Genomic DNA, 23,200 nt, shown 5'->3' on the forward strand with positions numbered 1-23,200 from the left:
TGAAATAAGAAAATAAAATTTAAAAAGGACAACAGGGGGCTGGGGATATGATGAAAAGTATTGCGTATTACCTTATTTTTTTTATATTTTTGCTGGTTATCGTTTTACCTGCAGCTATAGTCAGGAGCTGCAGCGGTTTTTTGCCCGAAAAACTCGATGAAGAAAGCCAAATGGTAAAACCTCGGGAATTAACGGTATCGCTTTACGTAACTTCAAAAAAGAGGATAGAGAAAATCCCGCTGGAAGAATACGTAAAGGGAGTGGTAGCGGCTGAGATGCCAGCCTCTTTTAAAATCGAGGCATTGAAAGCCCAGGCGGTGGCAGCCAGAACCTATGTTTACAAAAGGATGAGGTCCAAAGGAGGGACGGGGTGCAGCCTGCACCCCGAAGCGGATGTATGCGATGATCCCACACACTGTCAGGCCTGGATCAGTACCGGTCAAATGTTGAAAAAATGGGGAATATTTGCATTTTACCACTATTACAGCAAAATATCCCAGGCGGTGAAGAGTACCTCCGGGATGGTCATCCTTTATCAGGGAGAGCCGATAGATCCTCTTTTTCATTCTACAAGTGGAGGGAAAACGGAAAACTCCGAGGATGTATGGGGCAATTTTGTTCCGTACCTGCGCAGTGTCACGAGTCCCGGAGAGGAATCATCGCCGAAATTTATCGCGGTAAAACAACTGCCCGTGAGCGAAGTTGTTTCGAAGATAAGGCAGAAATGGCCTGATATCTCTATAGACCCACAAAATCCCGAAGGTCAGTGGGAAGTGGTTGAAAGAAGCGAAGGCGGACGGATAAAAAAGATGCGGATAGGAAACAGGATAGTGAGCGGAACCGAAATAAGGGAGCTGTTCCAGCTTAATTCGACTAATTTCAAATGGGAAAGAGATAAAGACAAAATAAAATTTACCACCATAGGTTACGGGCACGGGGTTGGCCTCAGCCAGTACGGAGCAAATGCCATGGCTGAAGAAGGTGCTAGTTTTATAGATATACTGAAGCATTATTACACAGGCGTAGAAATCAAAAAAATGGATGCATAATGGAGGAAAATTCTGGTCATAATAAGAACGAGGTGATGTGCATGTTCCGCGCAGGGCAGTTCATCAAGAAGTTATCCTCCGTTATGCAGAGCGTGAAAAAAAAGGTATCTATAAAAAAATTACTGCTCCTGAGCTTCCTGGCGGTTCTATTTACGGCAAACGGTGCATTTTGGTACCTGAGGCTTTCAAATAATCCGCCCCAGCAGCCCCAGCAGTCCGAAAGCCGGACCGAGTTGAAGGAGTGGGAGCTAAGCCTGAATGAAGAAAAAATACCGGAAACGAAGCTCGAGGAAAATAACGTGGTGCAGGAGTCTGTAACCGAAGAAGATGACCTCAAAAATAATACCGATGAGAAGGGACTCAGCGAGAAAGATGAGGTAGTGCAGGTTTTCGCCCAAAACCCCGCAACCATGGTCATGCCGGTGGTTGGGAAAATCATCACGGACCATTCCTCAAACGGGCTTGTGTATTCAAAGACCCTTGAACAATGGTGTGCCCACAAAGGAGTGGATATAGCGGCTGATGTGGGAACGCAAGTTAAAGCCGCAATGGCGGGAACGGTTGTGGAAGTAAGAAATTCCGACGCCAGGCTCGGTGTGGTCGTGGTTATAGACCACGGCAACGGCCTTAAGACTCTATACGGAAATTTGATGGCGGATAATCTTGTACATAAAGGCAAGCGGGTCAAAAAAGGCGAGGTAATAGGCGGAGTAGGCAAAACGGCTCCCTTTGAGATAGAAGACCCTCCCCACCTTCACTTTGAAGTACTGAGAGGAAATGAAAGCGTCGATCCTAAAAATTTTCTCCCCAATCTTTGAAATCCCCCCTTTTTCCAAAAGGCGTGGCTTGAGGTTTTGAAGCCGCGCTTTTATTTTTTTCTTCTAAGGATGCGGAAAATCACATATATATTTACTAAAAACAGGTTGAGGGGGAATAGATGTGAAGGACTACATGAGAGAAAGGGTTCTTGAAATCGCATCTTACATAATTGAAACCAAGGCTACCGTCAGGCAGGCCGCCAAGATTTTCGGGGTGAGCAAAAGCACGGTGCATAAAGATATGACCGAAAGGCTTCCCGAGATAAACCCCGAAAAGGCTAAACTGGTAAAAAAAGTATTGGAATTTAACAAAGCCGAAAGGCATATAAGAGGAGGAAGGGCGACGCGGAGGAAATACCTCAATGTTAATTAATTCCAAAGAAAAAGAAGGAGTTTTTATATAAATGTAGAATCTATACATTGCCATCTAATTTTTGACAGGAGGTTACAAAATTTTCATGGATATAGGCATAGACCTCGGAACAGCATCCGTCTTGATTTATGTGAAGGGCAAGGGTATCGTCCTCAGAGAACCCTCTGTTGTTGCATTGGACAAGAATACCGGTAAGGTCCTGGCGGTGGGCGAAAGGGCGCGGGACATGTTGGGCAGGACTCCGGGCAACATCGTGGCCATAAGACCTATGAAAGGAGGAGTAATAGCCGATTACACCATAACGGAAATAATGCTAAAATATTTCTTAAAGCAAATAGTAGAGCGCAAACTCTTTCGCCCCAGGGTAATGGTATGCGTGCCAGCCGTGATAACGGAAGTGGAAAAGAGGGCGATTATAGAAGCATGCACCGCGGCCGGCGCAAGGCAAACATTTCTAATAGAAGAACCCGTTGCGGCCGCCATCGGAGCGGGGCTTGACATTTCAAAACCGGTGGGCAATATGGTGGTGGACATCGGAGGAGGGACCACCGACATCGCCGTGCTTTCATTAGGAGGAATCGTTTGCGGTACATCACTGAAAGTGGCTGGAGACATGTTCGATGAAGCTATAATTAAATACGTAAAAAAAGAGTTTAACCTGGCTATAGGAGAGCGAACGGCGGAAGAAGTAAAAATTTCCATAGCCACGGTTTTCCCTGAAGAAGGTTTCGAGCAGTCCATCGAAATCAGGGGTAGAAGTTTGGTAAGCGGGTTGCCCAAAACGGTCACCATTACATCTACTCAGACCTGCGAAGCCCTTCAGGAGCCGGTAGAAAAGATAATAGAAGCTATATTCAGCGTTCTTGAAAAAACTCCTCCGGAACTTGCCGCTGACCTCACCGAAAGGGGAATGGTGCTGACAGGTGGCGGTTCTCTTTTGAGGGGTTTGGACAAGCTCATTGCCCACAAGACCAACATACCCGTCTACGTGGCGGAAGACGCCGTTTCGTGCGTCGCCATGGGTGCCGGCAAAGCTCTGGAATGCCTTGATGTGCTGGGGCAAAAGAACGTGTACAAAAAAATGTCCGAAAGGAGGTGGTCGACGTGATAAGAGGGCTTTACACTTCGGCTTCCGGCATGCTGGCGGAAATGGCAAGAACCGACGTTATATCAAACAACCTGGCTAACGTGAACACTTTTGGCTTTAAGAAAGACGGGGCGGTTTTCAGAGCTTTTCCGGAAATGGATATTCACCGTTTTGACGAATCGAGGGCGACGTTTATCGGAGTGCTGGGCACTGGCGCGAGGTTGGACCAAATCTACGTGGACTTTACTCAGGGCGAATTGCAGACCACTTCTAACCCTTTAGATTTAGCAATAAAGGATGAGGTGCCAGGCGAAAAGTCATTTTTTGAAGTACAGGCACCGAACGGGGAGCTCTTTTACACCAGGGACGGTAGTTTTACCGTCGATGGAGAAGGTTTTCTTGTTACGAAAGAAGGACATTACGTGATGGGTGAAAGCGGACCGGTAAATTTGGGCGGCGGCACCAAGATAGTCGTAAACACCGAAGGCGAGATTTATCTGGATGGCCGGATGGTAGACAGGCTAAGAGTAATTGCTTTTCCACAAAATGCGTTTTTTGAAAAAATAGGGGACAACCTTTTCAGGGTGCAAGGCCAGCCCTCGGAATCGAATGCGCAAATCATCCAGGGAGCTCTGGAACGCTCTAACGTTAACGCAGTATCGGAAATGGTAAACCTGATATCGGCGTTCAGGTCGTACGAAGCAAACCAGAGGATGATCACGGCTCACGACGAAACTTTGGCCAAAGCCGTTTCGGAGATCGCAAGGATATAAGAAATAAGGGCCGGACTGCTTGGCAGGGGCCCTCCGCTGCCGAATGACCGAGGCAGCAAAACAAGAAATAAGAAAAATTAAAAAACAAGGAGGGATTCCGGTATGATGCGGGCTTTGTGGAGTGCCGGGTCGGGTATGCTCGCCCAGCAGTTCAACGTGGACGTTATCGCGAACAACCTGGCCAACGTAAACACGACGGGTTTCAAAAAAAGCAGGGTAGAGTTTAAGGACCTGCTTTACGAGACGTTGAGGAGGCCCGATGTTTACGCACCCGGGCAGGGCAATCCGGTGGGACTTCAGGTGGGACACGGTGTGAGGCCCTCTTCAACTTCGAGGGTCTTTACAACGGGCAACCTTCAGCAGACTGGAAACACATTCGATTTGGCTATAGACGGGGAAGGTTTCTTTATGGTTGAGAGACCCGATGGGAGCCGGGTCTTTACCAGAGACGGTTCTTTTAAGCTGTCAATGGACGGCAACGACAGGTATCTGGTGACTTCGGAAGGGTATTACGTGCTCAGCACCGACGAAGATTATATTTCTATACCCCAAGATGTGACCGACATAAGTATATCGGCAGGAGGGACGATCACCGGAAAGGATGCGTCGGGAGCTATCCAGGAGATCGGTACGATAGCCGTTGCAAGGTTTTTAAATCCTGAAGGATTGCTGGCGATAGGAAACAACCTGTTTGAGCAGACCGAAGCTTCGGGGGAGTATATTTTAAAGCAAACACCGGAAGAGCCGGGGTTTGGGAATATACTCCAGGGCTTTCTGGAGCTATCCAACGTTCAGGTGGTTGAAGAAATGGTAAATTTGATAGTGGCGCAGAGAGCCTATGAAATAAATACCAAAGCCATTCAGGCTGCGGACGAGATGTTAGGCGAAGCAAATAACCTGAGAAGATAGGGAGGCTTTGAGGATTGAAAGTTGAAACTTTTAATTTTGCAGTTTCTACCGGCAATTCCGAAAGTCAAAAAGCTGAACTCAAAAAAGCATGCCAGCAGTTCGAGGCCATTTTTTTGAGATATCTTTTAAAAGAAATGCGAAAGACCGTTCCGAATGGTGGACTTTTTGGCAACAGTCTATCCTTCAATATATTCCAGTCATTGTACGACGATGCATTATCCGAAGAACTTTCGAGGAATAAGGGGATAGGAATTGCGGAAGAATTATACAGGCAGCTTTCTAAATACGTTTAAAAGCACTGATTTAAAAAATGGAGGTTTTTTATGCTCGGAATTGAAGAAATCCAAAAAATCATACCGCATAGATATCCCTTTTTGCTAGTAGATAGGATATTGGAGATGGAACCCGGGAAAAGGGCAAAAGGCATCAAAAACGTAACCGCCAACGAACCCTTTTTCCAGGGCCATTTTCCGGGCAAACCCATCATGCCCGGGGTTCTCATTGTCGAGGCTCTGGCGCAGGTGGGCGCCTGCGCCATACTTAGTTCCGAGGAAAATAAGGGGAAGCTTGCGCTTTTCGCCGGAATAGACGAAATGAGGTTCAAAAGGCAGGTAGTGCCGGGAGATGTGCTCACCCTGGAAGTAGAAGTTATTAAACTAAAAGGTCCCGTCGGAAAGGGAAGGGCAAGAGCCACGGTAAATGGTGAGACGGCGGCTGAAGGTATTCTCATGTTCGCTTTGGTATAAATAAAAAGCGGGCAGTGTGGGAAAAATACTCTTAAGGTGAGGAGAGGTGGTTTTGGTGAAACCTCCAAAAGCCTTAAGAGTATTTTTAATGTACACGTGCAAAGTTTTACTGCTTTTTATCATACTGGCTTTAATTGCGGGCTGCTCTAAAAGTTCAGCCAGGTCTTCGCCGGAAAGCTCCGGTCAGCAAAAAAAAGGGATGTTTGCACTTAAAAAACTTGAAGAAGACGTGGAAAAGCTGGTAAAAGAATTTGAAAAGGATTATATTGCAGTAAAGGCTCCTCCGGCAGGAGGCGCCGGTGGTCAGGGAGCGCAAAGCGGCGGGGAGGATCAGAGCAAACAGGGACAGAATAAGGGCCGGTCGGAAGGACAAAGTCAGCAAAGTAAGGGAGGACAGCAGGGTGCCGGCCAGCAGGGCGCAAGTCAGCAGAAAGGCTCAAGTCAGCAGCCCGACTGGGCAAAGTACGAAAAGATGGTATTTCTCATCCACGACGAATGGAATGAATTTAGGGAACAGGCCATGCAGCAAGGGGCACAAATGGATATGATAACAACCTTTAACGAAAAGCTAAATGAAGTCACAAAGATGCTGACGAAACAGGACCTTTACGGCGGCTTGTTGGCAGCCAATGACCTTTACTACAGGACCGTGGCTTTCGAAAGCCTTTTTGAATCGGGCCCTGCGGTGAGCGCCAAAAGAACCCTGTATTATCTGCGAGATGCGGCTTACAGGGCCCTAAGCGACCAAAACGAGGAAGCTTCAGCCTCCATGATGAAAGCCCAGGAAGAATGGAAGATGGGCAAAACCCGGCTGAAGGACGGAGTGACGGCAAATAAAGTAGAATTTTCCCTTAAAGAATTAAAAGAAGCTATTGAAGTCAAAGACCCCAACCTCATTAAGATGAAATACCAGATTGCTGAGAAAAACATAAAGGAAGCCGAAAAAAATTTCCAGAAAAAATAATCACGCGAGGGTCCCCAACCGGAAAACCGGTCGGAGACCCTTTATTTCCAGCCCCGCGGGAGCGGTAAAAACGACGCAGGTGGAAGGTCCCGCCGATTTTTCAGTATTTACCGGTAAAAACCTCTCCCAGCGCACCGAAAGACCCGATACCGCGGCGAGGTGTTCCACTTCGCCCTTTATTCCTCTTGAACCTACCGGAATTATGTCGTGGACTTCGGAAAAGGCCAAAAGCCGCTTTACGGCCATGGCATCGGCTATGTCGGGATCATCGAGGAACACTTCATTTCCCACTTTAGGAACGCCTAAGCAGTAAATTATGTCGCCGGATTTTGTTTTACCCATGCGCAGTTCCGCCTCGCTGGCGATTCCGATTGTTGTCACGCCCAGCGCGGTCTGGCATGTTGGGATATTCTTCTCGGTGCTCACGGCAAATGGAATGTCATCAAGCCCGCAGGCCGAAAGCTCATCCTTGATGCCCTTCAGGAGACCTTCTCCGGTGGGCGACGGTTCGCACGAAATGGTGGCCGTCAATGTCAGAGGCTTTGCGCCTATTGCCAAAAGTTCCATTAGCGCCACGCGGCATGTAAATCTTCCTGTAATGTAAGGGGAAACCTTCACCACATCGCGCTCCTTCTCACCGACGCCTCCAGCTGAGTCGCACGCCACGGCAAGAAACGTCCCCCCGTTAATTTTTATCAACACCACGTCTCTGTTCGGCAGAGCCTCATTTTTTATCGACATAGTTTTCCCCCTTTGCCTTTTTGACTAGCGAATAAATGAGTGCAGCTAACGAGAGGTTAAGAGCCGATGCTACAGTGAGTGGAAACACCATTGCCGCGAAAAAACCTTTACCAAAGCCGGGGAAAAGTAGCAAGCTTGCCGGAGCTAAAACGCCGTTTAATAAGGTGGTAGTAATTACCGCTAAAGTTAAACTCTTTTTCGCTGCAATGGCAAATGCCAGTGCAAAAAATGCCATTTCGACCGCAATTAGAAGGTGAATCGGGGGTGACAGAGGAAACCCTGCACTCATGCTGGTAAAGATGTGTCCCAGAGAAGACGTAAGAGCTCCGTAAGTGGGGCCCAGAAACAATGCTGCCATGTACCCGGGGGCCGAGTCAAAGGCCACAGTTCCCGTGGGGCTGGGCAACTTTATGCCGGCCCCCACGAAGCTCAGGGCTACAAAAATGGCACTTAGGGTGAGGGCTTTTGTTTTTTGATTTATCATGGATAATACCTCCTACCTGAAAATTATTATAAAACAAAAAAGTCCACAGTCTAATTGCAAATTAGACCGTGGACTTTGCCATCATCCCCGGACTGCTACCTTGCAAGGCAGGTCTCCTGGCTCCGGTTCATCGCCGCCTTATGCCTTCCCGGTTTCCCAGTGGCCTTTTTTAAGGCGGCTTCCCGTTACAGTGGCGGGTCCGCGCCGGACTTTCACCGGACTTCCCTATTCTCCCCTTAAAGGGGCACCTTGAAGGCGCACATTTTCAGTTTCAAAACAATTATAAATCTTGCGAAGGTGATTTGTCAAGTGCTTATATGCCGGGACCGAAAAATCTTCCCATCATGCCGTTACCAAAGCCGTGGCAAAAGCCGGGACCCATCCCAAAACCAAGTCCCCACAGTCCCCCAAGCTGCGAGAGCTGCTCCTCGGTCAGAACGCCTTTCATTTTTCCGTAATATTCCCATTTCAGGTCAAACATCTTGTTTCTGAGGTCGCTTAATTCCTTTAACTTTTCGTCTATGGCTTTCTGGTCGGGGTTTTTGGAGAAGTAAAGGTCCTGCAGCTCAAACCTAATTTTTGCCATATCGTTCCTCAGTTCCGTCATTTTCTGGAAGAATTCGGCCCGTATGTCCCTGAGTTTGCTGTACTGTTCATCGGTCAGATTGAGCTGCGAGGGCAACTCAAAATTGCCGCCGGTACTTGGCAGAATACCGGGCACCGCCGCTATAGCTACGGCCGCTGTTCCCAGGATTACCGCCGCAGCTATTCCAAAGGCCAGGATTTTCTTTGTCATGGTATCCCTCCTTATTAGGTTAAATGCCTTTCTAAGTCTATTATAGCCTTAAAATGTGAGGGATTTTTGAGGAGAATATAAAGAAATTCTGATTGTGCAAAAATAATCAGCGAAGGCAAAAAACTTTTGCGGTGATTATATGAGATATTGGGCTTTGAAATCGTTAATTCGACATGGCATGAGTTTTGCTTGCCTCGTTTACGGAAAAAATTTACGGAAAAAATAAGAGGGGAGGGTGTGATATGAAACGCATAAGGACCATAATAATGGGGGCTGCGGGAAGGGACTTTCACGTTTTTAACACCTATTTTAGAGACAACGACTTATATGAAGTGGTGGCCTTTACGGCAACCCAGATACCGAATATTGAGGGACGGAAATATCCTCCTGTCCTTGCAGGAAAGCTTTACCCCGATGGCATACCTATATACCCCGAAAGCCAGCTGGAATCGCTGATAAAGGAAAACAAAGTCGACCAGGTAGTCTTTGCCTACAGCGATGTTTCCCACGAAGAAGTGATGCACAAGGCTTCGAGGGTTCTGAGCTCAGGTGCAGATTTCAGACTCATGGGACCGAAGAGCACCATGCTAAAGTCCACAAAACCCGTGGTCTCGGTGTGTGCTGTCAGAACGGGCGTTGGAAAGAGTCAGACCACCAGAAGGGTTTGCGAGATTTTAAAGAAAATGGGGAAAAAAGTGGTGGCTATAAGGCATCCCATGCCCTACGGAGACCTGTCGGAGCAGATATGCCAGAGGTTTGCAACTTACGAAGACCTGGACCGCCATAAATGTACCATCGAAGAAAGGGAAGAATACGAGCCCCACATCGACATGGGAATAGTGGTTTACGCAGGGGTGGACTACGGCGTAATCCTGAAAGAGGCGGAAAAGGAAGCCGACGTAATAGTATGGGACGGCGGGAACAACGACTTTCCCTTCTACCATACCGACATGCACATCGTACTGGTGGACCCACACAGGCCAGGCCACGAAGTAAAATACCACCCGGGGGAGACCAACCTCAGGATGGCAGATGTGGTGGTGATAAACAAGATTGATACCGCTTCTCCCGAAGCAATCGATGCGGTGCGAAAGAGCATCGAAGAGGTTAACCCTAAGGCTCAGGTGATAGAAGCCGCATCGCCCATATTCGTCGACGAGCCGGCTAAGATAAAGGGCAAGAAAGTACTGGTGGTGGAGGACGGGCCGACGCTCACGCATGGCGAGATGACCTACGGTGCGGGATATGTGGCAGCCAAGAAGTACGGTGCTTCTTGCATCATCGACCCGAGGCCGTATGCGGTAGGGAGCATAAAGGAAACTTACGCCAAATACACCCATCTTTCGGTAATCCTGCCGGCCATGGGTTACGGTGAGGCCCAGATTAGGGAGCTGGAGGAAACCATCAACAGGGCCGAATGCGAGGCGGTGGTGGTTGGCACGCCCATTGATTTGGGAAGGGTTATGAAAATTGACAAACCTGCGGTGAGGGTTAGGTACAGGCTCCAGGAAATAGGCGCTCCGACCCTGGAAGATGTACTTCAGAAGTTTAGATAATAAAAAAAGGGCTGTTCTTTGCGGACAGCCCTTTTTGGCAAATTTAAAGTTAGTTAACTGTTAACTGAAGAGCTTCTTATCGATGCCGTACTTTCTCAGGCGGTACTGAAGGGCCTGTCTTTTAATGCCGAGTAACTGCGCAGCTTTGGTGATGTTTCCACCGGTGCTTTTTAAGGCATTTATTATCAAGTCCTTTTCGTATTCATCCACCCGGGATTTTACGGTAGATGGCCGTTCGGCCTTATGTTCAACGTAGTTTTTGAAACTTCCGAAGCTCAGATATTTAAGGTCCGAAAGAGAAATATAACCTTCGTCCACGTAATTCATTACGCCCTCTATCACGTGCTCCAGTTCCCTGACGTTGCCCGGCCAGGGATATTCCTTAAAAAGGCTGAGCACCTGCCGGTCCACGCCTTTTACGTTCTTTTTGAATTTTTCGTTGTATTTTTCGATAAAATGCATAACCAGATCCTCGATGTCCTCGAGTCGCTCCCTTAGTGGGGGAATTTCCACGTATATAACGCTTAATCGGTAAAAAAGGTCGTTTCTCAATCTGCCGCTTTTAAGTAATTCTGAGGGCCTTTCGTTGGTGGTGGCGATTATCCTCACATCCACCGGGATATCGTATGTTGCCCCTATGCGCCTCACCACCCCTTCCTGGAGCACCCGGAGCAGCTTGCTCTGCAGGGAAAGCCCCATGCAGTTGATTTCATCGAGGAGCAGCGTGCCGCCGTCGGCCTGCTCGAAAAGGCCGGGTTTGTCTTCGGCTCCGGTAAAGCTTCCCCTGGTGGTACCAAAGAGCAACGACTCCAGCAGGGTTTCGGGAAGAGCGGCGCAGTTTTGGGCGATGAATGGTTTGTTTCTGCGGGGGCTTTCGGAATGGATGCTCTGGGCGAAAAGTTCCTTGCCGGTCCCGGTCTCACCGTAGATTAGCACCGAAGAGGTTGTGCCGGCGACTTTTTTCAGAAGGCTCACAAGTTCCCGGATTTTTTGGCTCCTCCCGATTATGCTGTCGAAAGTGTATCGCAATCCAATGTTTGCCGAACGGGGCTTTCTTCCTATGAGTTTCTGCTGGAGTTCCAGCACCTTCTGCGAAAGGTCATACAATTCCGACACATCCCGGGAAATCTCCAGTGCCCCCAGCACCTGGCCGTTTTCTATTATAGGGATGGTGGAATTGACGGTTCTTATCTCCTTTCCTTTGTAGTTTAAATAAGTCTGATACCTGTTAAATATGGGCTTTGCGCTTTTAATAACCTGGTAAATTGTGCTTTCTTCCGGGGTAAGCGATGGAAAGACGTCGAGGAGCTTTTTGCCTATGACGCTATTAGACTCCAGGCCTTCAATGCGGGTCAGCGTCTTGTTGTAAAAAAGTATGTTATAATCCCGGTCCACGATAATGATGCCTTCGTCTAATGCGTCGAAGATTTGATTTACCGTTTCGTAAGAAAGAATCCTTTTGAGGCGCTCCTCCTGCTTTTTCATTTCCATCACCCCATTATTCTTTTCTACAAGGGCCGGGATATTCCTGCCGGTTGCTAAGAAAAACGCAAAAGAGGAATTTGACAAGCTGCGTCGAAATTGTTAAAGTCGAGTTTCGTTTGACTTCAAGTGACTGGGAGGGTGTTGCGTTGGAAAAAGATTTTATTTTGAAACTAGCGGTAGAGCTCACGGGGATAAAAAGCGTTGTAGCCAGTGAAGGAGAAGTCGAAATAGCAAAGTGGATTTACGATTTTTTCAAAACCCTGGATTACTACAAGGAAAATCCCAATTACCTTTTACTTTCCGACCTGAAAGGTGACGCTCTGAACAGGAAAAACGTTTTAGCGCTGCTGAAGGGACAAAAGGGAAATTCCAAAAAAACCGTGATTTTAATCGGACATATCGACACTGTGGGAGTGGAAGATTATGGAAATATAAAAGAGTATGCAACCTGCCCAGAAAAATTAAAGAGTGCTTTAAAGACGAAAGAGCTCGATGAAGATACGATAAAAGACCTGGAAAGCGGAAAGTGGCTGTTCGGTCGAGGAATCTTCGATATGAAATCCGGTGTTGCTATTAATATGGCTTTGATAAAATACTTTTCGGAAAAAATAGGTGAGATTGAAGGGAACGTGCTTTTCCTTGCCGTGCCTGATGAAGAGGGAAATTCGAAAGGTATGCTTTCGGCGGCGGAAGATCTGGTGCGCCTTGCAGAAATTCACGATTTAGAATACGTGGCTGCTGTCGATACCGATTATATGGCGCCCCGCTTTCCTGGCGATGATAAGAAATACATCTATATAGGGACGGTGGGGAAAATACTTCCCTGCTTTTACATCTACGGCAAGGAGACCCACGTGGGGCAGGCTTTCGAGGGTTTGGATGCAAACCTCCTGGCTTCGGAAATTTTAAAGGAGGTGGACCTTGCCTTTGACCTCTGTGACGTGGTCGAAGGTGAGGCGTCGACACCTCCCATAAGCCTGGGGCAGAGGGATTTAAAGTCCGAGTATTCCGTTCAAACCGTAAACGAAGCATACCTCTACTTCAATTACTCGACCCATAGCAGCAAGCCTGATGAGGTTCTTGAAAAACTTAAAGCTAAGGCACAAAAGGCCTTCGAAAACGTGCTAAAAAAACTAAACGATGATTATGTGCGCTATTGTCAGGCCTCCGGCATTCCCTATAAAAAGCTACCCTGGAAGCCTCAGGTGTTGACGTTTAAAGAACTTTACGATGCGGTGAAAGCAGAGACGAAGGGGAAAATTGTGGAGCATTTAAGAAATTTCAAGGAAAATCTTATGAAAGACAAACCCGATGACAGAATATACTGCCTTCAAATAGTGAGGGAACTGGCAAGACAATGGTCGAACAAGAATCCTGCTGTGATACTGTTCTTTGCGCCGCCGTATTACCCCCACATATATGTAAAAGGCCAAACCGAAAAGGAAAAAAATCTCATCACTGCGGTAAATTCGGCTGTTGCCGAAGCGGCGGCCCGTTTTCCGTATAAATTCGAAATAAAAAAATTTTATCCCTACATTTCGGACCTGAGCTACTTTTCGATACCCGAAGAAAGAGCCGTGGAGGCGCTGATAGATAACATGCCGGGATGGGGCGAGATTTACTCCCTGCCTGTCGATTATATAAGAAAATTGGACGTTCCGGTGGTAAACATAGGTCCTTACGGAAAAGATGCCCACAAGTTTACAGAGAGGGTTAACATCCCCTATTCTTTTGAAGTGGTGCCAGAGATTGTGGAAAAGACCGTAAGATTGTTGCTGGAGGGATAAAAGTGATTCATCTGAAAAACGCCCGGGTTTTTGCGCCGGAAGATATGGGAATCTGCGATGTGCTGATAGAAGCCGGGAAGATAGTTTATGTGGGGAAAAGCTGCGAAGTTTCAGGACCTTTTCCGATTGAAGTGGTTGAGCTGGGGGGTGCGTATCTCTGCCCCGGATTTATAGACCAGCACGTGCACATTACCGGCGGGGGAGGAGAGGGCGGTCCCGAAACCGCAACTCCGGAAATAAAGTTGAGCGATGTTACCAAAAGCGGAATTACCACGGTTATAGGCTGCCTGGGTACCGACGGCATTACCCGCTCCATGGCAAGACTGTACGGCAAGGCAAGGGCCTTGGAAATGGAGGGGATTTCCACCTACATTTTTACCGGAGCTTACCAGTTTCCGCTTCCGACGTTGACCGGCAGCATCCAGACCGACCTTATATTTATAGACAAAGTGGTGGGAGTGGGGGAGGTGGCTATTTCGGACCACCGGGCATCCCACGCTTCGGCGGCGGAACTTGCCCGCCTGGCGGGCGAAGCGCGGGTTGCGGCCATGATAGGAAAAAAGGGAGGCAAGGTGCACCTGCATGTGGGGGACGGTCCGAGGGGGCTTAAGGTCCTCTTTCGCGCATCAAACCTCACCGATGTTCCCCTTTCGCAATTTCAGCCTACCCACCTAAATCGGTGCCGCAGGCTTTTCGAGGAATCCATCGAGTTTGCAAAAGCCGGCGGTTACTGCGACTATACAGCGGGAGAGGATAAAAACGAGGATTCTGCGATTACAGCGGCTCGAGCCGTTTACGAGGCGTTGAAAGCCGGCGCTCCCATCGAAAACATAACTATAAGTTCTGACGGCAACGGCAGCATGCCCGTTTTCGATTCGAAAAAAAGACTGGTGGGATTGGGGATTGGCAGGGTTTCATCGCTCCTTGATAGTTTGAAGGCCATGGTATTGCGCTACGACATCCCCCTTGATACGGCCCTTTTGACGGTAACGAAGAATCCTGCAAAGATACACCGCCTGGAGGGCAAAGGGGCAATAAAAGAAGGATACGATGCGGACTTGGTTGTCATGGACGAAAACTTGAATGTAAAGGACGTCTTGGCAAAAGGCAAATGGATGGTAAGGGATGGGAAGACGGAGGTTTTCGGGACCTTTGAAGCCTGGCAATAGAAAAAGCCTGCATTTTCGATGCAGGCTCAATTTTTTATTTTATTCATAATGCCAGATAGCACAGTCCGTGCTAAAATCACAGAAATGATGCTATCCGCGAAGTGGTGGAGGAGAGTCCCGATTCCCACTAGAACCAGTGCTGTATATAAAGTAAAACCAAAAGGCAGTACTACAAGGGATTCTCCAAAGGCGTGCAGTGGGGCAGTAAGTAAAAGCGCTTTTTCAAAAGTATAACCTTTATTTATTAACTTTGCTCCCACATAACCGAATATTACATGGATGAAGGCTCTAGCAGCAATTACCGGTCCCAGCATAACCAAAAATCCAATCGTTGAACCGAGTCCTACCATTACCGCTACAAGCGGGTTTACCAAAAAGGCGAGCATGACGGGAACGTGAGAAGCTAAAGTCGCCGAAAAAGGGGGGATGTATATTCGAAGATAGCCGCCGAAGTATATTGGTATGACCAGGGCAAGAGCAGTAAGAAGCGCCCCTAGGACAAGGTTTTTTGCTTTCATAAAATTCCCCCTCAAAAACAGTTTTAAGTATATTCTAGTGTATATACACCTATATGTCAAGAACAATTTAAACTTTTTCCGAACAAGGCAAAAAACAAAAAAGGAAAGCCTTATAAATTCCGGCTTTCCGTTTTAACGTTCAGCTGAGCAGTATTCCCTTTTTCTTCAGAGCCTCGCAGGCCTTTTTTATGGAATCCTCATTTAGCGCCTGGACGGTATGAAGGTGGACTCCCTGCGTCAGCTCGGAAAGGAGCGAGGCGTTGTTTTCGGACATTTTCTTTATAAAGTCTTCCACGTCTCTGGAACTGTTGAGCATCAGCATTCCGTGGATTTCGCCGTATATGGGGTGCTCGACGATTACATCTAGGACCCTGCAGCCCGATTCGACGAAAATCATGAGCTCCTCCCGGGTTTCGCTCCTGCCGTGGCGGCATGCCACTTTTTTCGTGACCAAATTCAGAGGTTCCATAATGGTGTATCCCTGAGACGTGGCCAGAATTTCCTTTCCTGCGGCCCGAAGGATGGCGATATCCTGGACGATAATCTGGCGGGTGACGTTGAAGATTTTGGCAAGTTCGCTACCGGATATCGGCTTTTTTGCGGATTTTAATATCTCGACAATTTTTTCCCGTCTTTCTTCGGCGTTCATACATTTTCACCTCAATTTTAAGGCTGAATAAATTATATCAGATTTAAGCTTCCGGTGAAATTATTTGTCCTTTTTCGCAGATTACGATTTTTTACCGGCCTTGTTTTGAAAAAAAATATGGGATATAATGAGGTTACGAAACTTGGAGGGAGGTCTTATGAAGGTTGGAAAAACATTTATAGTCGTACTCGTGATCGTTGCCCTGGCTTTTTTCTTTATAAAAGGAAGGGAAGATAATAATAAGCAGGTAGTCGGTGGGGAAAGCCCTGGGATTGTTGAACAAAAGCCTTCCGGCGATGGTAAAAAGGCCGATGCGGAAATAGGAGAAGGTGAAGAAAAGAATAAAGAAAATGATGTATCTGTGGCATCAGGAGAGCTAAAAGGTGAAGCGGTATATATCGGTCAGATTGACATAAATTCCATAGAGGTCAAAGAAGGCGAAACTTACAGGGCTTACAGGCTTTCACCGCAGATAAAAGAAAGCTTTGACAAATTGAATTTGGAGGAAAACGACAGGATTGAATTTACCTACTACGTTGATGATAACGGTCAGAAGGTAATAACCGGGATACAAAAGAAGCCCTAGCTTACCGCAAGGTCGGTTTTTTTCGGAAAAGCTAGGCTTAGATTCCCGGCGACCATAGTTGTGCTTATTTTTTTGTGCAATTTTTTGTTGTAAAATAATATTCGATATTTAAAGAGCAGAGCGCCAGGATAATTTACTGGAAATTGGGGGTTTTCGAAATGTTGACACATATTGTTAAAAGGGATGGAAGCATCCAAAAATTCGACAGGACCAAGATAGAAAGCGCCATCTTTAAGGCCGCAAAAGCGGTGGGCGGAAGCGACAGGACCATCGCAAAGCGCCTGACCGATGAGGTCGTGAAAATTCTGGAAGAAAAATATATCGATTCGGTCCCAACGGTAGAAAACGTGCAGGACGTTGTTGAAAAGGTGCTCATAGAAAACGGCCACGCAAAGACGGCAAAGGCCTACATCCTCTACCGCAAGCAGCACCAGGACATGAGGGAATTCCGAAAAGTATTTTTGGACATAGAGGAAACCGTCGACAATTACATAGGAAGGAACGACTGGAGAATCAACGAAAACAGCAACATGGGGTTTTCGCTCCAGGGGCTCAACAACCACATATCCAGTGCGGTGATTTCCAAATACTGGCTGAGCAAAATCTATCCGGAAGAAGTGAGAAATGCCCACCTGACGGGAGATTTTCACATTCACGACCTGGGGCTTTTGTCGGTTTACTGCTGCGGATGGGACCTGAGAGACCTTTTGCTTTCCGGCTTTACAGGGGTAAAGGGGAAGGTGGCCAGCAAGCCCCCGAAGCACTTTAGGTCTGCCTTAGGACAGATAGTTAACTTCTTTTATACTTTGCAGGGTGAAGCCGCAGGCGCTCAGGCCCTGAGCAATTTCGATACCTATCTTGCGCCTTTCATATACTACGACGGCCTGAGCTACAGGGAAGTAAAACAGGCCATGCAGGAGTTCATATTTAACCTGAACGTGCCGACGAGGGTGGGTTTTCAGACGCCATTCGTAAATATCACTCTGGACCTGGTGCCCCCGGAGATTATTGCGAAGGAACCAGCCATAGTCGGCGGAAAGTTCATGGATAAAACCTACGGCGAATTTCAAAGGGAAATGGACATGCTAAACATGGCCTTTGCCGAAGTGATGATGGAGGGAGATGCCAACGGCCGGATTTTTACCTTTCCCATACCCACTTACAACATAACGAAGGAGTTCGACTGGGAGAGTCCCGTTGTTGACAAAATAATGGAGATGACGGCAAAATATGGACTTCCGTACTTTTCCAATTTCATAAACAGCGATATGAAGCCCGAAGATGTAAGGTCGATGTGCTGCCGTTTGAGACTGGACAACCGGGAGCTCAGAAAGCGCGGTGGCGGGCTTTTCGGGGCTAACCCCCTCACAGGGTCCATAGGCGTCGTCACCATCAACATGCCCCGCATAGGTTACCTTTCCAAATCTGAAGACGAATTTTTCGAGAGGCTTTCCCGGCTCATGGATATCGCAAAAACCAGCCTGGAGATAAAGCGAAAGGTATTAGAGCGCATGACCAGGGAGGGGCTTTATCCATACGCCAGGTTCTATCTGAGGGATGTGTACGAGAGATTCGGGGCGTACTGGCAGAACCACTTTAACACCATCGGCCTTGTGGGCATGAACGAGGCCCTGGAAAATTTCATGGGATGCGGCATCGAGGACCCGGAGGGAAGGAATTTTGCGCTGAAAGTTCTCGATTTTATGAGGGAAAAGCTCACGGAGTACCAGGAAGAGACTGGTGAACTTTACAACCTGGAAGCAACCCCTGCGGAGGGTGCCTCTTACAGGCTGGCCAAAAAGGACAGGGAGCTTTTCGGAGAAAAAATTATAACCTGCGGCAAAGACGAACCCTATTACACCAATTCTACCCAGCTTCCTGTGGATTTTACTGACGATGTTTTTGCGGCTTTGGACCATCAGGAAGAGCTGCAGTGTAAGTACACCGGCGGCACGGTATTTCACATGTTCCTGGGAGAAAAAATCGATAAGGCCACCTGCAAGGCTTTGGTGAAAAAAATTGCCGAGAATTACCGGATACCTTACTATACGCTGACACCCACGTTTTCCGTTTGCGAGGACCACGGTTATATCACCGGGGAGCATTTTGAGTGCCCGTCCTGCGGCAAGGAATGCGAGGTGTACAGCAGGATAGTCGGGTACTACAGGCCGGTACAGTGCTGGAACAACGGCAAGAAAGCTGAATTTGCGGATAGAAAGGAATACAAAATATATGCCGTTAATATATGATTTCATGCCGGTGTCCCTTTCAGATTACCCTGGAGTTGTAGCGTGCACCGTATTCCTGCCGGGATGCAATTTCAGGTGTCCCTACTGCCACAACGGCCCGCTGGTTATGCGAAATCCGGAGGGAAAAGTGGCCGAGGGTACTCTTTTTGAATATCTTGAAAAAAGGAAAAATCTCGTCGACGGAGTGTGCGTAACCGGTGGCGAGCCCACTTTATGGGGCGACCTTGGAGACTTTTTGGAAAAGCTAAAAAAAAGGGGATTGAAGGTCAAACTCGACACTAACGGTTCGCAGCCAGAGGTTATAAAAGAGCTTCTTCATAAGGGTCTCGTCGATTATGTGGCGGTGGATATAAAAGCGCCGCCGGAAAAGTATAGCCTCTTTACTAAATACAAAGAGCACGTTGATGGAGTTTTAGAGAGCGTGGAGCTTGTCAAAGCTTCTTCGGTGGATTATGAATTAAGGACGACCGTCCACGAAAGAGTCCTTTCGTTAGAAGATATAAAAGCTATTGCACGCTGGCTCTCAGGGGCAAAGATGTACGTACTGCAGGGGTACAGGTACTCTGAAGGGGTGCTTGACCCTGAATTTTGCGGTAAAAAACCATGCGATAAAGCTTTTCTTGAGAGAGCAAAAGAGGAGATATCAGAGCATTTCGGTGAGGTTGTTATCAGAAGTTAGGGGTGCATTAATGTGATTACGTGTCAGGTTTCCCTTTTTCCTTTGGGGAGGGAAGATTACGAGAAAGTAGTGCTGAAAGTCCTCGACCGGCTCAAAGGTTTTAACGTAGAAATGGAACTTACACCTTTGAGCACCGTAATCAGGGGCGATGACGAAGAAGTGTGGAAGGCGGTTCGGGACCTCTACGAAGAAGGCCGAAAAGAAGGTGGGAAGGTAATATTTACCGTTACGATGACAAACACTATGTATTCGCCCATTGAAGTAGGCAGTTGAAATGAAACTGCTTACTTCGATGGGCTTTTTTATGCTGGTAAAATTTCGATGTGTATGGTATAATAATATCAAACAGCTATATGCATAAAACATATAAAGGAGGAATGACAATATGTGCTACTGCCATAAAGGCCACCATTTTCACCACTCGAAAGAAGGTTGTCCGGGTTTCAGGATGGAAAAATTCATTCAACCCTGCATGTTGCTTTTGCTTTACGAAAGACCGGCCCACGGCTATGAGCTGATGGAGAGGCTCGCACAGTTGGGTTTTGTCGGGCATATCGACCCAGGAGCAGTATATAGGAATTTACGAAAAATGGAAGAAGATGGATTGGTTAAGTCCGAATGGGAAAGCGGAGAATCGGGCCCAGCCAAAAGGCGTTACGTCCTGACGCCCGAGGGAGAAGAGGCCATTCACGGCTGGGCCGTCCATGTGAGATACCAGATGGAGAGGTTAAAGGCCTTTCTCGATAAGTACGAAGAGTTTTTCAAGGATGGTGGAAATAAAAAAACGGATTAGGGAGGGGAAGTGCGTGTTTACAGCAGTTCTGTATGCTGTTACAATGATTTTTTTTCTATTTTCGCTGGCCAAAGACGCAAAAAAAACCAAAATGGCTTTAATTAAATCATGGAAGTCTTTTGCCAACATTTTGCCGCCTTTTTTGACGGTTCTCTCTCTCGTAGGATTAGCATTAACGGTGCTGAACCCCGATTTAATCTCAAGAATTATCGGAGCAAAGACCGGCATCAAAGGTATGCTTATTACGTCTGCTATAGGAGCCATAACTTTGATACCCGGCTTTGTGGCCTTCCCGCTGGCTGCTTCACTTTTGGAAAAGGGAGCGGGTATTATGCAGCTTGCGGTTTTTATTTCGACCCTTATGATGGTGGGGGTTGTCACCCTTCCCCTTGAAATCAGCTACTTCGGCCGCAAGGAAGCTTTTTTGCGAAACGGCCTTGCTTATATCTTCTCATTTTTTGTTGCCTTCATTATAGGGATGGTGGTATCGTGAAAAATCTAAAAGCATACGGCCCTTTTTTGGGCGTGCTTGCCGTAGACATGGTCATTGTCGCCCTGAACAGGGAACTTGGTCTAGAAATAATTGCCAATACCGGAAAGAATTTTTGGGAGATGCTAGGCGTCTTACCCCCTATATTTTTGCTTCTGGGGCTATTGGATGTATGGGTGCCCCGGGAGACGGTGGTAAAATTTATGGGAGAAAGGTCGGGCGTAAAAGGGGTGCTCCTCAGCATTTTTCTAGGGGCGGCTGCGGCAGGGCCCCTATACGGCGCCTTCCCCGTTGCCAGCGTGATGATAAAGAAAGGCGTGAAGCTAACAAATATACTGATATTCCTCGGGGCTTGGTCTACACTAAAAATACCTATGTTTCTCTTCGAGATATCTTCTCTAGGTTATGAATTTGCGGTAACCCGGTGGATAGTAAATCTGTTCGGTATAATTGCAATGGCGTACTTGATAGAAAGTGTACTGACCAGAGAAGAAATAGATGAAGTATATAAAAAACATGCTGTCGATTTTTGAAAGGATGTTATTCCATTACGGCTCCCTTGCTGGCAGAACTCACAAGCCTTGCGTATCTTTCCAGGTAATAGCCCTTCGGTGCTTTTACGGGCGGCTTTTTCCAGGAAGCGAGCCTCGCTCTTATCTCTTCGTCGCTGAGCTTTACATCAAGTTTCCTGGCAGGGATATCTATGCTTATAATATCCCCGTCGCGGACTACAGCTATCGGGCCTCCTTCCATGGCTTCCGGAGATACGTGGCCTATCGATGCACCCCTTGTGCCTCCTGAGAACCTGCCGTCGGTGATGAGGGCCACTTCCCTGTCGAGTCCCATGCCGGCAAGGGCCGCAGTTGGGCTCAGCATCTCGCGCATACCCGGTCCTCCTTTTGGACCTTCGTACCTTATTACTACCACATCTCCCGGCTTTATCATACCGCCTGTGATGGCCTTGAATGCTTCCTCTTCGGAGTCAAATACCCTGGCCGGGCCTTCGTGTCGCATCATCTCAGGTGCCACCGCCGACTGCTTGACTACCGCACCCTCGGGGGCGAGATTTCCGTAAAGCACCGCGATTCCACCTTCCGGAAGGTAGGGGTTTTCAAGGGGCCTTATGACGTTAGAATCGAGCACCTTTGCGGATGATGCGATTTCCCCTATGGTCCTTTCGGAGACGGTGATGCATTCAGTATTTAAAACACCTAGCTCCAAAAGCCTGTTTAATACTGCCGGAATCCCGCCGGCCTTGTCCAGGTCCTCCAGGTGGTGCTCGCCTGCGGGGCTTAATTTGCAGAGATTCGGGACTTTGCGGGATATCCTGTCGAAAGCGTCAAGCTGAAGCTGAACTCCCGCCGCATGGGCTATTGCCATGAGGTGAAGCACTGTGTTGCTCGAGCCACCTATGGCCATGTCAACGGCTATGGCGTTTTCGAAGGCTTGTAAAGTTAAAATATCCCGCGGCTTTACGTTTTTCTTCACCATCTGCATGAGCTTTCTTCCCGCGCGATTTGCAAGCTGCATGCGCCTTCCGGTCACGGCGGGTATAGTTCCGTTTCCCGGTAGTGCTAGACCCAGGACCTCCGCCATGCAGTTCATCGTGTTTGCGGTGAAAAGCCCCGCACAGGAACCGCAACCCGGACATGCGTTAAGTTCTATTTCTTCAAGCTCTTTGAGGCTTATTTTTCCGGCGGCGTAAGAACCGACACCTTCGAAAGGTCCGGATATCAGGTCTATTACCTTTCCGTTATACCATCCCGCCAGCATCGGACCTCCACTTACATAAACGGTGGGGATGTTCAACCGGGCCGCAGCCATGAGCATCCCCGGTACGATTTTGTCGCAGTTCCCTATGAGCAGCATCCCATCGAATCCATGGGCCAGCACCATGGCCTCGATGGAATCGGCGATTAGCTCTCTGGAGGCAAGGGGGTACTTCATGCCAAAATGGTTCATGGAAATGCCGTCGCATATGCCTATAACGGGGAATTCTATCGGAGTCCCTCCTTCTTCGAGAATCCCCCTCTTTGCGGCGTAAGCTACCTGGTCAAGATGATAATGCCCCGGCACCACTTCGTTATGGGCGTTTACCACTGCAATGAGGGGCCTTTGAAGTTCTTCCGGAGTATAGCCCATTGCATAAAACAGCGAACGGTGCGGTGCTCTTTCGGGACCTGACTTGACTCTATCGCTCAGCATTTTGAATTTCCTGGTCATCCAAACTGTGCAAAAGCGCACAAGTCTGGAAGGCTGGGCTATTTATAGTCCGCCCTTTCAGAGAGTGCTCATTCCCAGCAGGCGGTTTTTAAGCACTCCCATAGCCCCTGCCCCAAGAAGCAGGAACTCGCGCCCCTTACCCGGGTCTCCCCACTTGCCCTGAATGTAATACTCCCTTCAGGACAGAGATGTCTCTTAAGACTTTCTCAGGGGAGAGTGGCGTCACCACCGCTACCTTGAGAACTCGCCAGAGTTTATAGCTTTCGCTACAGGCAC

The 23,200-nt window shown here is 47.9% G+C and carries 26 protein-coding genes and 1 riboswitch; of the genes, 19 read left to right on the plus strand and 7 right to left on the minus strand.

Annotation, left to right across the window (positions count from 1 at the left end; translation table 11 throughout):
* The first annotated feature begins 50 nt into the window (after positions 1-50).
* From spoIID to AN618_RS03895, 9 genes are all read left to right on the plus strand, one after another.
* Positions 51-1,049 (plus strand): stage II sporulation protein D, encoded by a 999-nt coding sequence (gene spoIID, locus AN618_RS03855; RefSeq protein WP_066352381.1) that lies wholly within the window; start codon positions 51-53, stop codon positions 1,047-1,049.
* Between the two features lie 41 nt (positions 1,050-1,090).
* A complete protein-coding gene (locus tag AN618_RS03860; RefSeq protein WP_066352308.1) occupies positions 1,091-1,867 on the plus strand; it encodes a M23 family metallopeptidase in 777 nt (258 codons plus the stop codon).
* Between the two features lie 121 nt (positions 1,868-1,988).
* Positions 1,989-2,240 (plus strand): sporulation transcriptional regulator SpoIIID, encoded by a 252-nt coding sequence (spoIIID, locus tag AN618_RS03865; RefSeq protein WP_066352310.1) that lies wholly within the window; start codon positions 1,989-1,991, stop codon positions 2,238-2,240.
* 85 nt (positions 2,241-2,325) lie between these two features.
* The gene (gene mreB / locus AN618_RS03870) at positions 2,326-3,348 is read left to right on the plus strand and encodes a rod shape-determining protein (RefSeq protein WP_066352311.1); all 1,023 of its coding nucleotides are present in this window, start codon (positions 2,326-2,328) and stop codon (positions 3,346-3,348) included.
* Positions 3,345-4,100, plus strand: coding sequence for a flagellar basal-body rod protein FlgF (gene flgF, locus AN618_RS03875; RefSeq protein ID WP_066352313.1), 756 nt, complete (start codon positions 3,345-3,347; stop codon positions 4,098-4,100). The genes mreB and flgF overlap by 4 nt, the downstream gene beginning before the upstream one ends.
* 102 nt (positions 4,101-4,202) lie before the next feature.
* A complete protein-coding gene (flgG, locus tag AN618_RS03880) occupies positions 4,203-5,009 on the plus strand; it encodes a flagellar basal-body rod protein FlgG (protein WP_066352316.1) in 807 nt (268 codons plus the stop codon).
* Positions 5,010-5,023: 14 nt separating this feature from the next.
* Positions 5,024-5,302, plus strand: coding sequence for a rod-binding protein (locus tag AN618_RS03885; RefSeq protein ID WP_066352320.1), 279 nt, complete (start codon positions 5,024-5,026; stop codon positions 5,300-5,302).
* Between the two features lie 30 nt (positions 5,303-5,332).
* Complete coding sequence (gene fabZ, locus AN618_RS03890; protein ID WP_066352322.1) at positions 5,333-5,755, plus strand: 3-hydroxyacyl-ACP dehydratase FabZ; 423 nt, start codon at positions 5,333-5,335, stop codon at positions 5,753-5,755.
* 55 nt (positions 5,756-5,810) lie between these two features.
* A complete protein-coding gene (locus tag AN618_RS03895) occupies positions 5,811-6,719 on the plus strand; it encodes a hypothetical protein (RefSeq protein ID WP_157081617.1) in 909 nt (302 codons plus the stop codon).
* Here AN618_RS03895 and AN618_RS03900 read toward each other — a convergent pair whose 3' ends face one another.
* The 3 genes from AN618_RS03900 to AN618_RS03910 all read right to left on the minus strand — a co-directional run bounded on the left by AN618_RS03900 (position 6,720) and on the right by AN618_RS03910 (position 8,740).
* Positions 6,720-7,460, minus strand: a complete 741-nt coding sequence (locus tag AN618_RS03900; protein ID WP_066352327.1) for an AIR synthase related protein — start codon at positions 7,458-7,460, stop codon at positions 6,720-6,722.
* On the minus strand, positions 7,444-7,944 hold the full coding sequence (locus AN618_RS03905; protein ID WP_066352330.1) for an ECF transporter S component: 501 nt from the start codon (positions 7,942-7,944) through the stop codon (positions 7,444-7,446). Before AN618_RS03905 ends, AN618_RS03900 begins: the two co-directional genes overlap by 17 nt.
* 89 nt (positions 7,945-8,033) lie before the next feature.
* Positions 8,034-8,211: riboswitch (cobalamin riboswitch) on the minus strand.
* Positions 8,212-8,257: 46 nt separating this feature from the next.
* Positions 8,258-8,740, minus strand: coding sequence for a Spy/CpxP family protein refolding chaperone (locus AN618_RS03910; RefSeq protein WP_066352335.1), 483 nt, complete (start codon positions 8,738-8,740; stop codon positions 8,258-8,260).
* A 242-nt stretch (positions 8,741-8,982) separates the two neighbouring features.
* Here AN618_RS03910 and AN618_RS03915 point away from each other — a divergent pair, with 242 nt between their 5' ends.
* Positions 8,983-10,296, plus strand: coding sequence for a cyclic 2,3-diphosphoglycerate synthase (locus AN618_RS03915; protein ID WP_066352337.1), 1,314 nt, complete (start codon positions 8,983-8,985; stop codon positions 10,294-10,296).
* A gap of 60 nt (positions 10,297-10,356) precedes the next feature.
* On the opposite strand, the gene AN618_RS03920 is transcribed toward AN618_RS03915, so the two are convergent.
* A complete protein-coding gene (locus tag AN618_RS03920; RefSeq protein ID WP_066352340.1) occupies positions 10,357-11,781 on the minus strand; it encodes a sigma-54 interaction domain-containing protein in 1,425 nt (474 codons plus the stop codon).
* Between the two features lie 146 nt (positions 11,782-11,927).
* On the opposite strand from AN618_RS03920, the gene AN618_RS03925 reads away from it, so the two are divergent.
* Positions 11,928-13,568, plus strand: a complete 1,641-nt coding sequence (locus AN618_RS03925) for a M20/M25/M40 family metallo-hydrolase (protein ID WP_066352343.1) — start codon at positions 11,928-11,930, stop codon at positions 13,566-13,568.
* A gap of 2 nt (positions 13,569-13,570) precedes the next feature.
* Positions 13,571-14,737, plus strand: coding sequence for a beta-aspartyl-peptidase (gene iadA / locus AN618_RS03930; RefSeq protein ID WP_222926291.1), 1,167 nt, complete (start codon positions 13,571-13,573; stop codon positions 14,735-14,737).
* Between the two features lie 26 nt (positions 14,738-14,763).
* On the opposite strand, the gene AN618_RS03935 is transcribed toward iadA, so the two are convergent.
* Together AN618_RS03935 and AN618_RS03940 are read right to left on the minus strand one after the other, a co-directional pair.
* Positions 14,764-15,255, minus strand: a complete 492-nt coding sequence (locus AN618_RS03935; protein WP_066352345.1) for a hypothetical protein — start codon at positions 15,253-15,255, stop codon at positions 14,764-14,766.
* Positions 15,256-15,394: 139 nt separating this feature from the next.
* Positions 15,395-15,904 carry a transcription repressor NadR gene (locus tag AN618_RS03940; RefSeq protein ID WP_066352347.1) on the minus strand — a complete coding sequence of 170 codons (510 nt, stop codon included), beginning with the start codon at positions 15,902-15,904 and terminating at the stop codon, positions 15,395-15,397.
* Between the two features lie 157 nt (positions 15,905-16,061).
* Between AN618_RS03940 and AN618_RS03945 the strand changes: the two genes are divergently transcribed.
* From AN618_RS03945 to AN618_RS03975, 7 genes are all read left to right on the plus strand, one after another.
* Complete coding sequence (locus tag AN618_RS03945) at positions 16,062-16,490, plus strand: hypothetical protein (protein WP_066352349.1); 429 nt, start codon at positions 16,062-16,064, stop codon at positions 16,488-16,490.
* Positions 16,491-16,648: 158 nt separating this feature from the next.
* A complete protein-coding gene (locus AN618_RS03950) occupies positions 16,649-18,739 on the plus strand; it encodes a ribonucleoside triphosphate reductase (protein ID WP_066352351.1) in 2,091 nt (696 codons plus the stop codon).
* Entirely contained in the window at positions 18,723-19,418 is a 696-nt protein-coding gene (locus tag AN618_RS03955; protein WP_066352352.1) for an anaerobic ribonucleoside-triphosphate reductase activating protein, read from the plus strand. The genes AN618_RS03950 and AN618_RS03955 overlap by 17 nt, the downstream gene beginning before the upstream one ends.
* A gap of 12 nt (positions 19,419-19,430) precedes the next feature.
* Positions 19,431-19,691, plus strand: coding sequence for a YkoF family thiamine/hydroxymethylpyrimidine-binding protein (locus AN618_RS03960; protein ID WP_066352356.1), 261 nt, complete (start codon positions 19,431-19,433; stop codon positions 19,689-19,691).
* 112 nt (positions 19,692-19,803) lie between these two features.
* Positions 19,804-20,211 (plus strand): PadR family transcriptional regulator, encoded by a 408-nt coding sequence (locus AN618_RS03965; protein WP_066352359.1) that lies wholly within the window; start codon positions 19,804-19,806, stop codon positions 20,209-20,211.
* Between the two features lie 13 nt (positions 20,212-20,224).
* Positions 20,225-20,704, plus strand: a complete 480-nt coding sequence (locus AN618_RS03970) for a permease (RefSeq protein ID WP_083515031.1) — start codon at positions 20,225-20,227, stop codon at positions 20,702-20,704.
* Positions 20,701-21,234, plus strand: coding sequence for a permease (locus AN618_RS03975; protein ID WP_222926295.1), 534 nt, complete (start codon positions 20,701-20,703; stop codon positions 21,232-21,234). The genes AN618_RS03970 and AN618_RS03975 overlap by 4 nt, the downstream gene beginning before the upstream one ends.
* A 7-nt stretch (positions 21,235-21,241) precedes the next feature.
* On the opposite strand, the gene ilvD is transcribed toward AN618_RS03975, so the two are convergent.
* Positions 21,242-22,906: a dihydroxy-acid dehydratase gene (gene ilvD / locus AN618_RS03980; RefSeq protein ID WP_066352362.1), complete on the minus strand. Its 1,665-nt coding sequence runs from the start codon at positions 22,904-22,906 to the stop codon at positions 21,242-21,244.
* Between the last annotated feature and the right edge of the window lie 294 nt (positions 22,907-23,200).

This window comes from Fervidicola ferrireducens, from assembly GCF_001562425.1.
Lineage (GTDB): Bacteria > Bacillota > Thermosediminibacteria > Thermosediminibacterales > Thermosediminibacteraceae > Fervidicola > Fervidicola ferrireducens.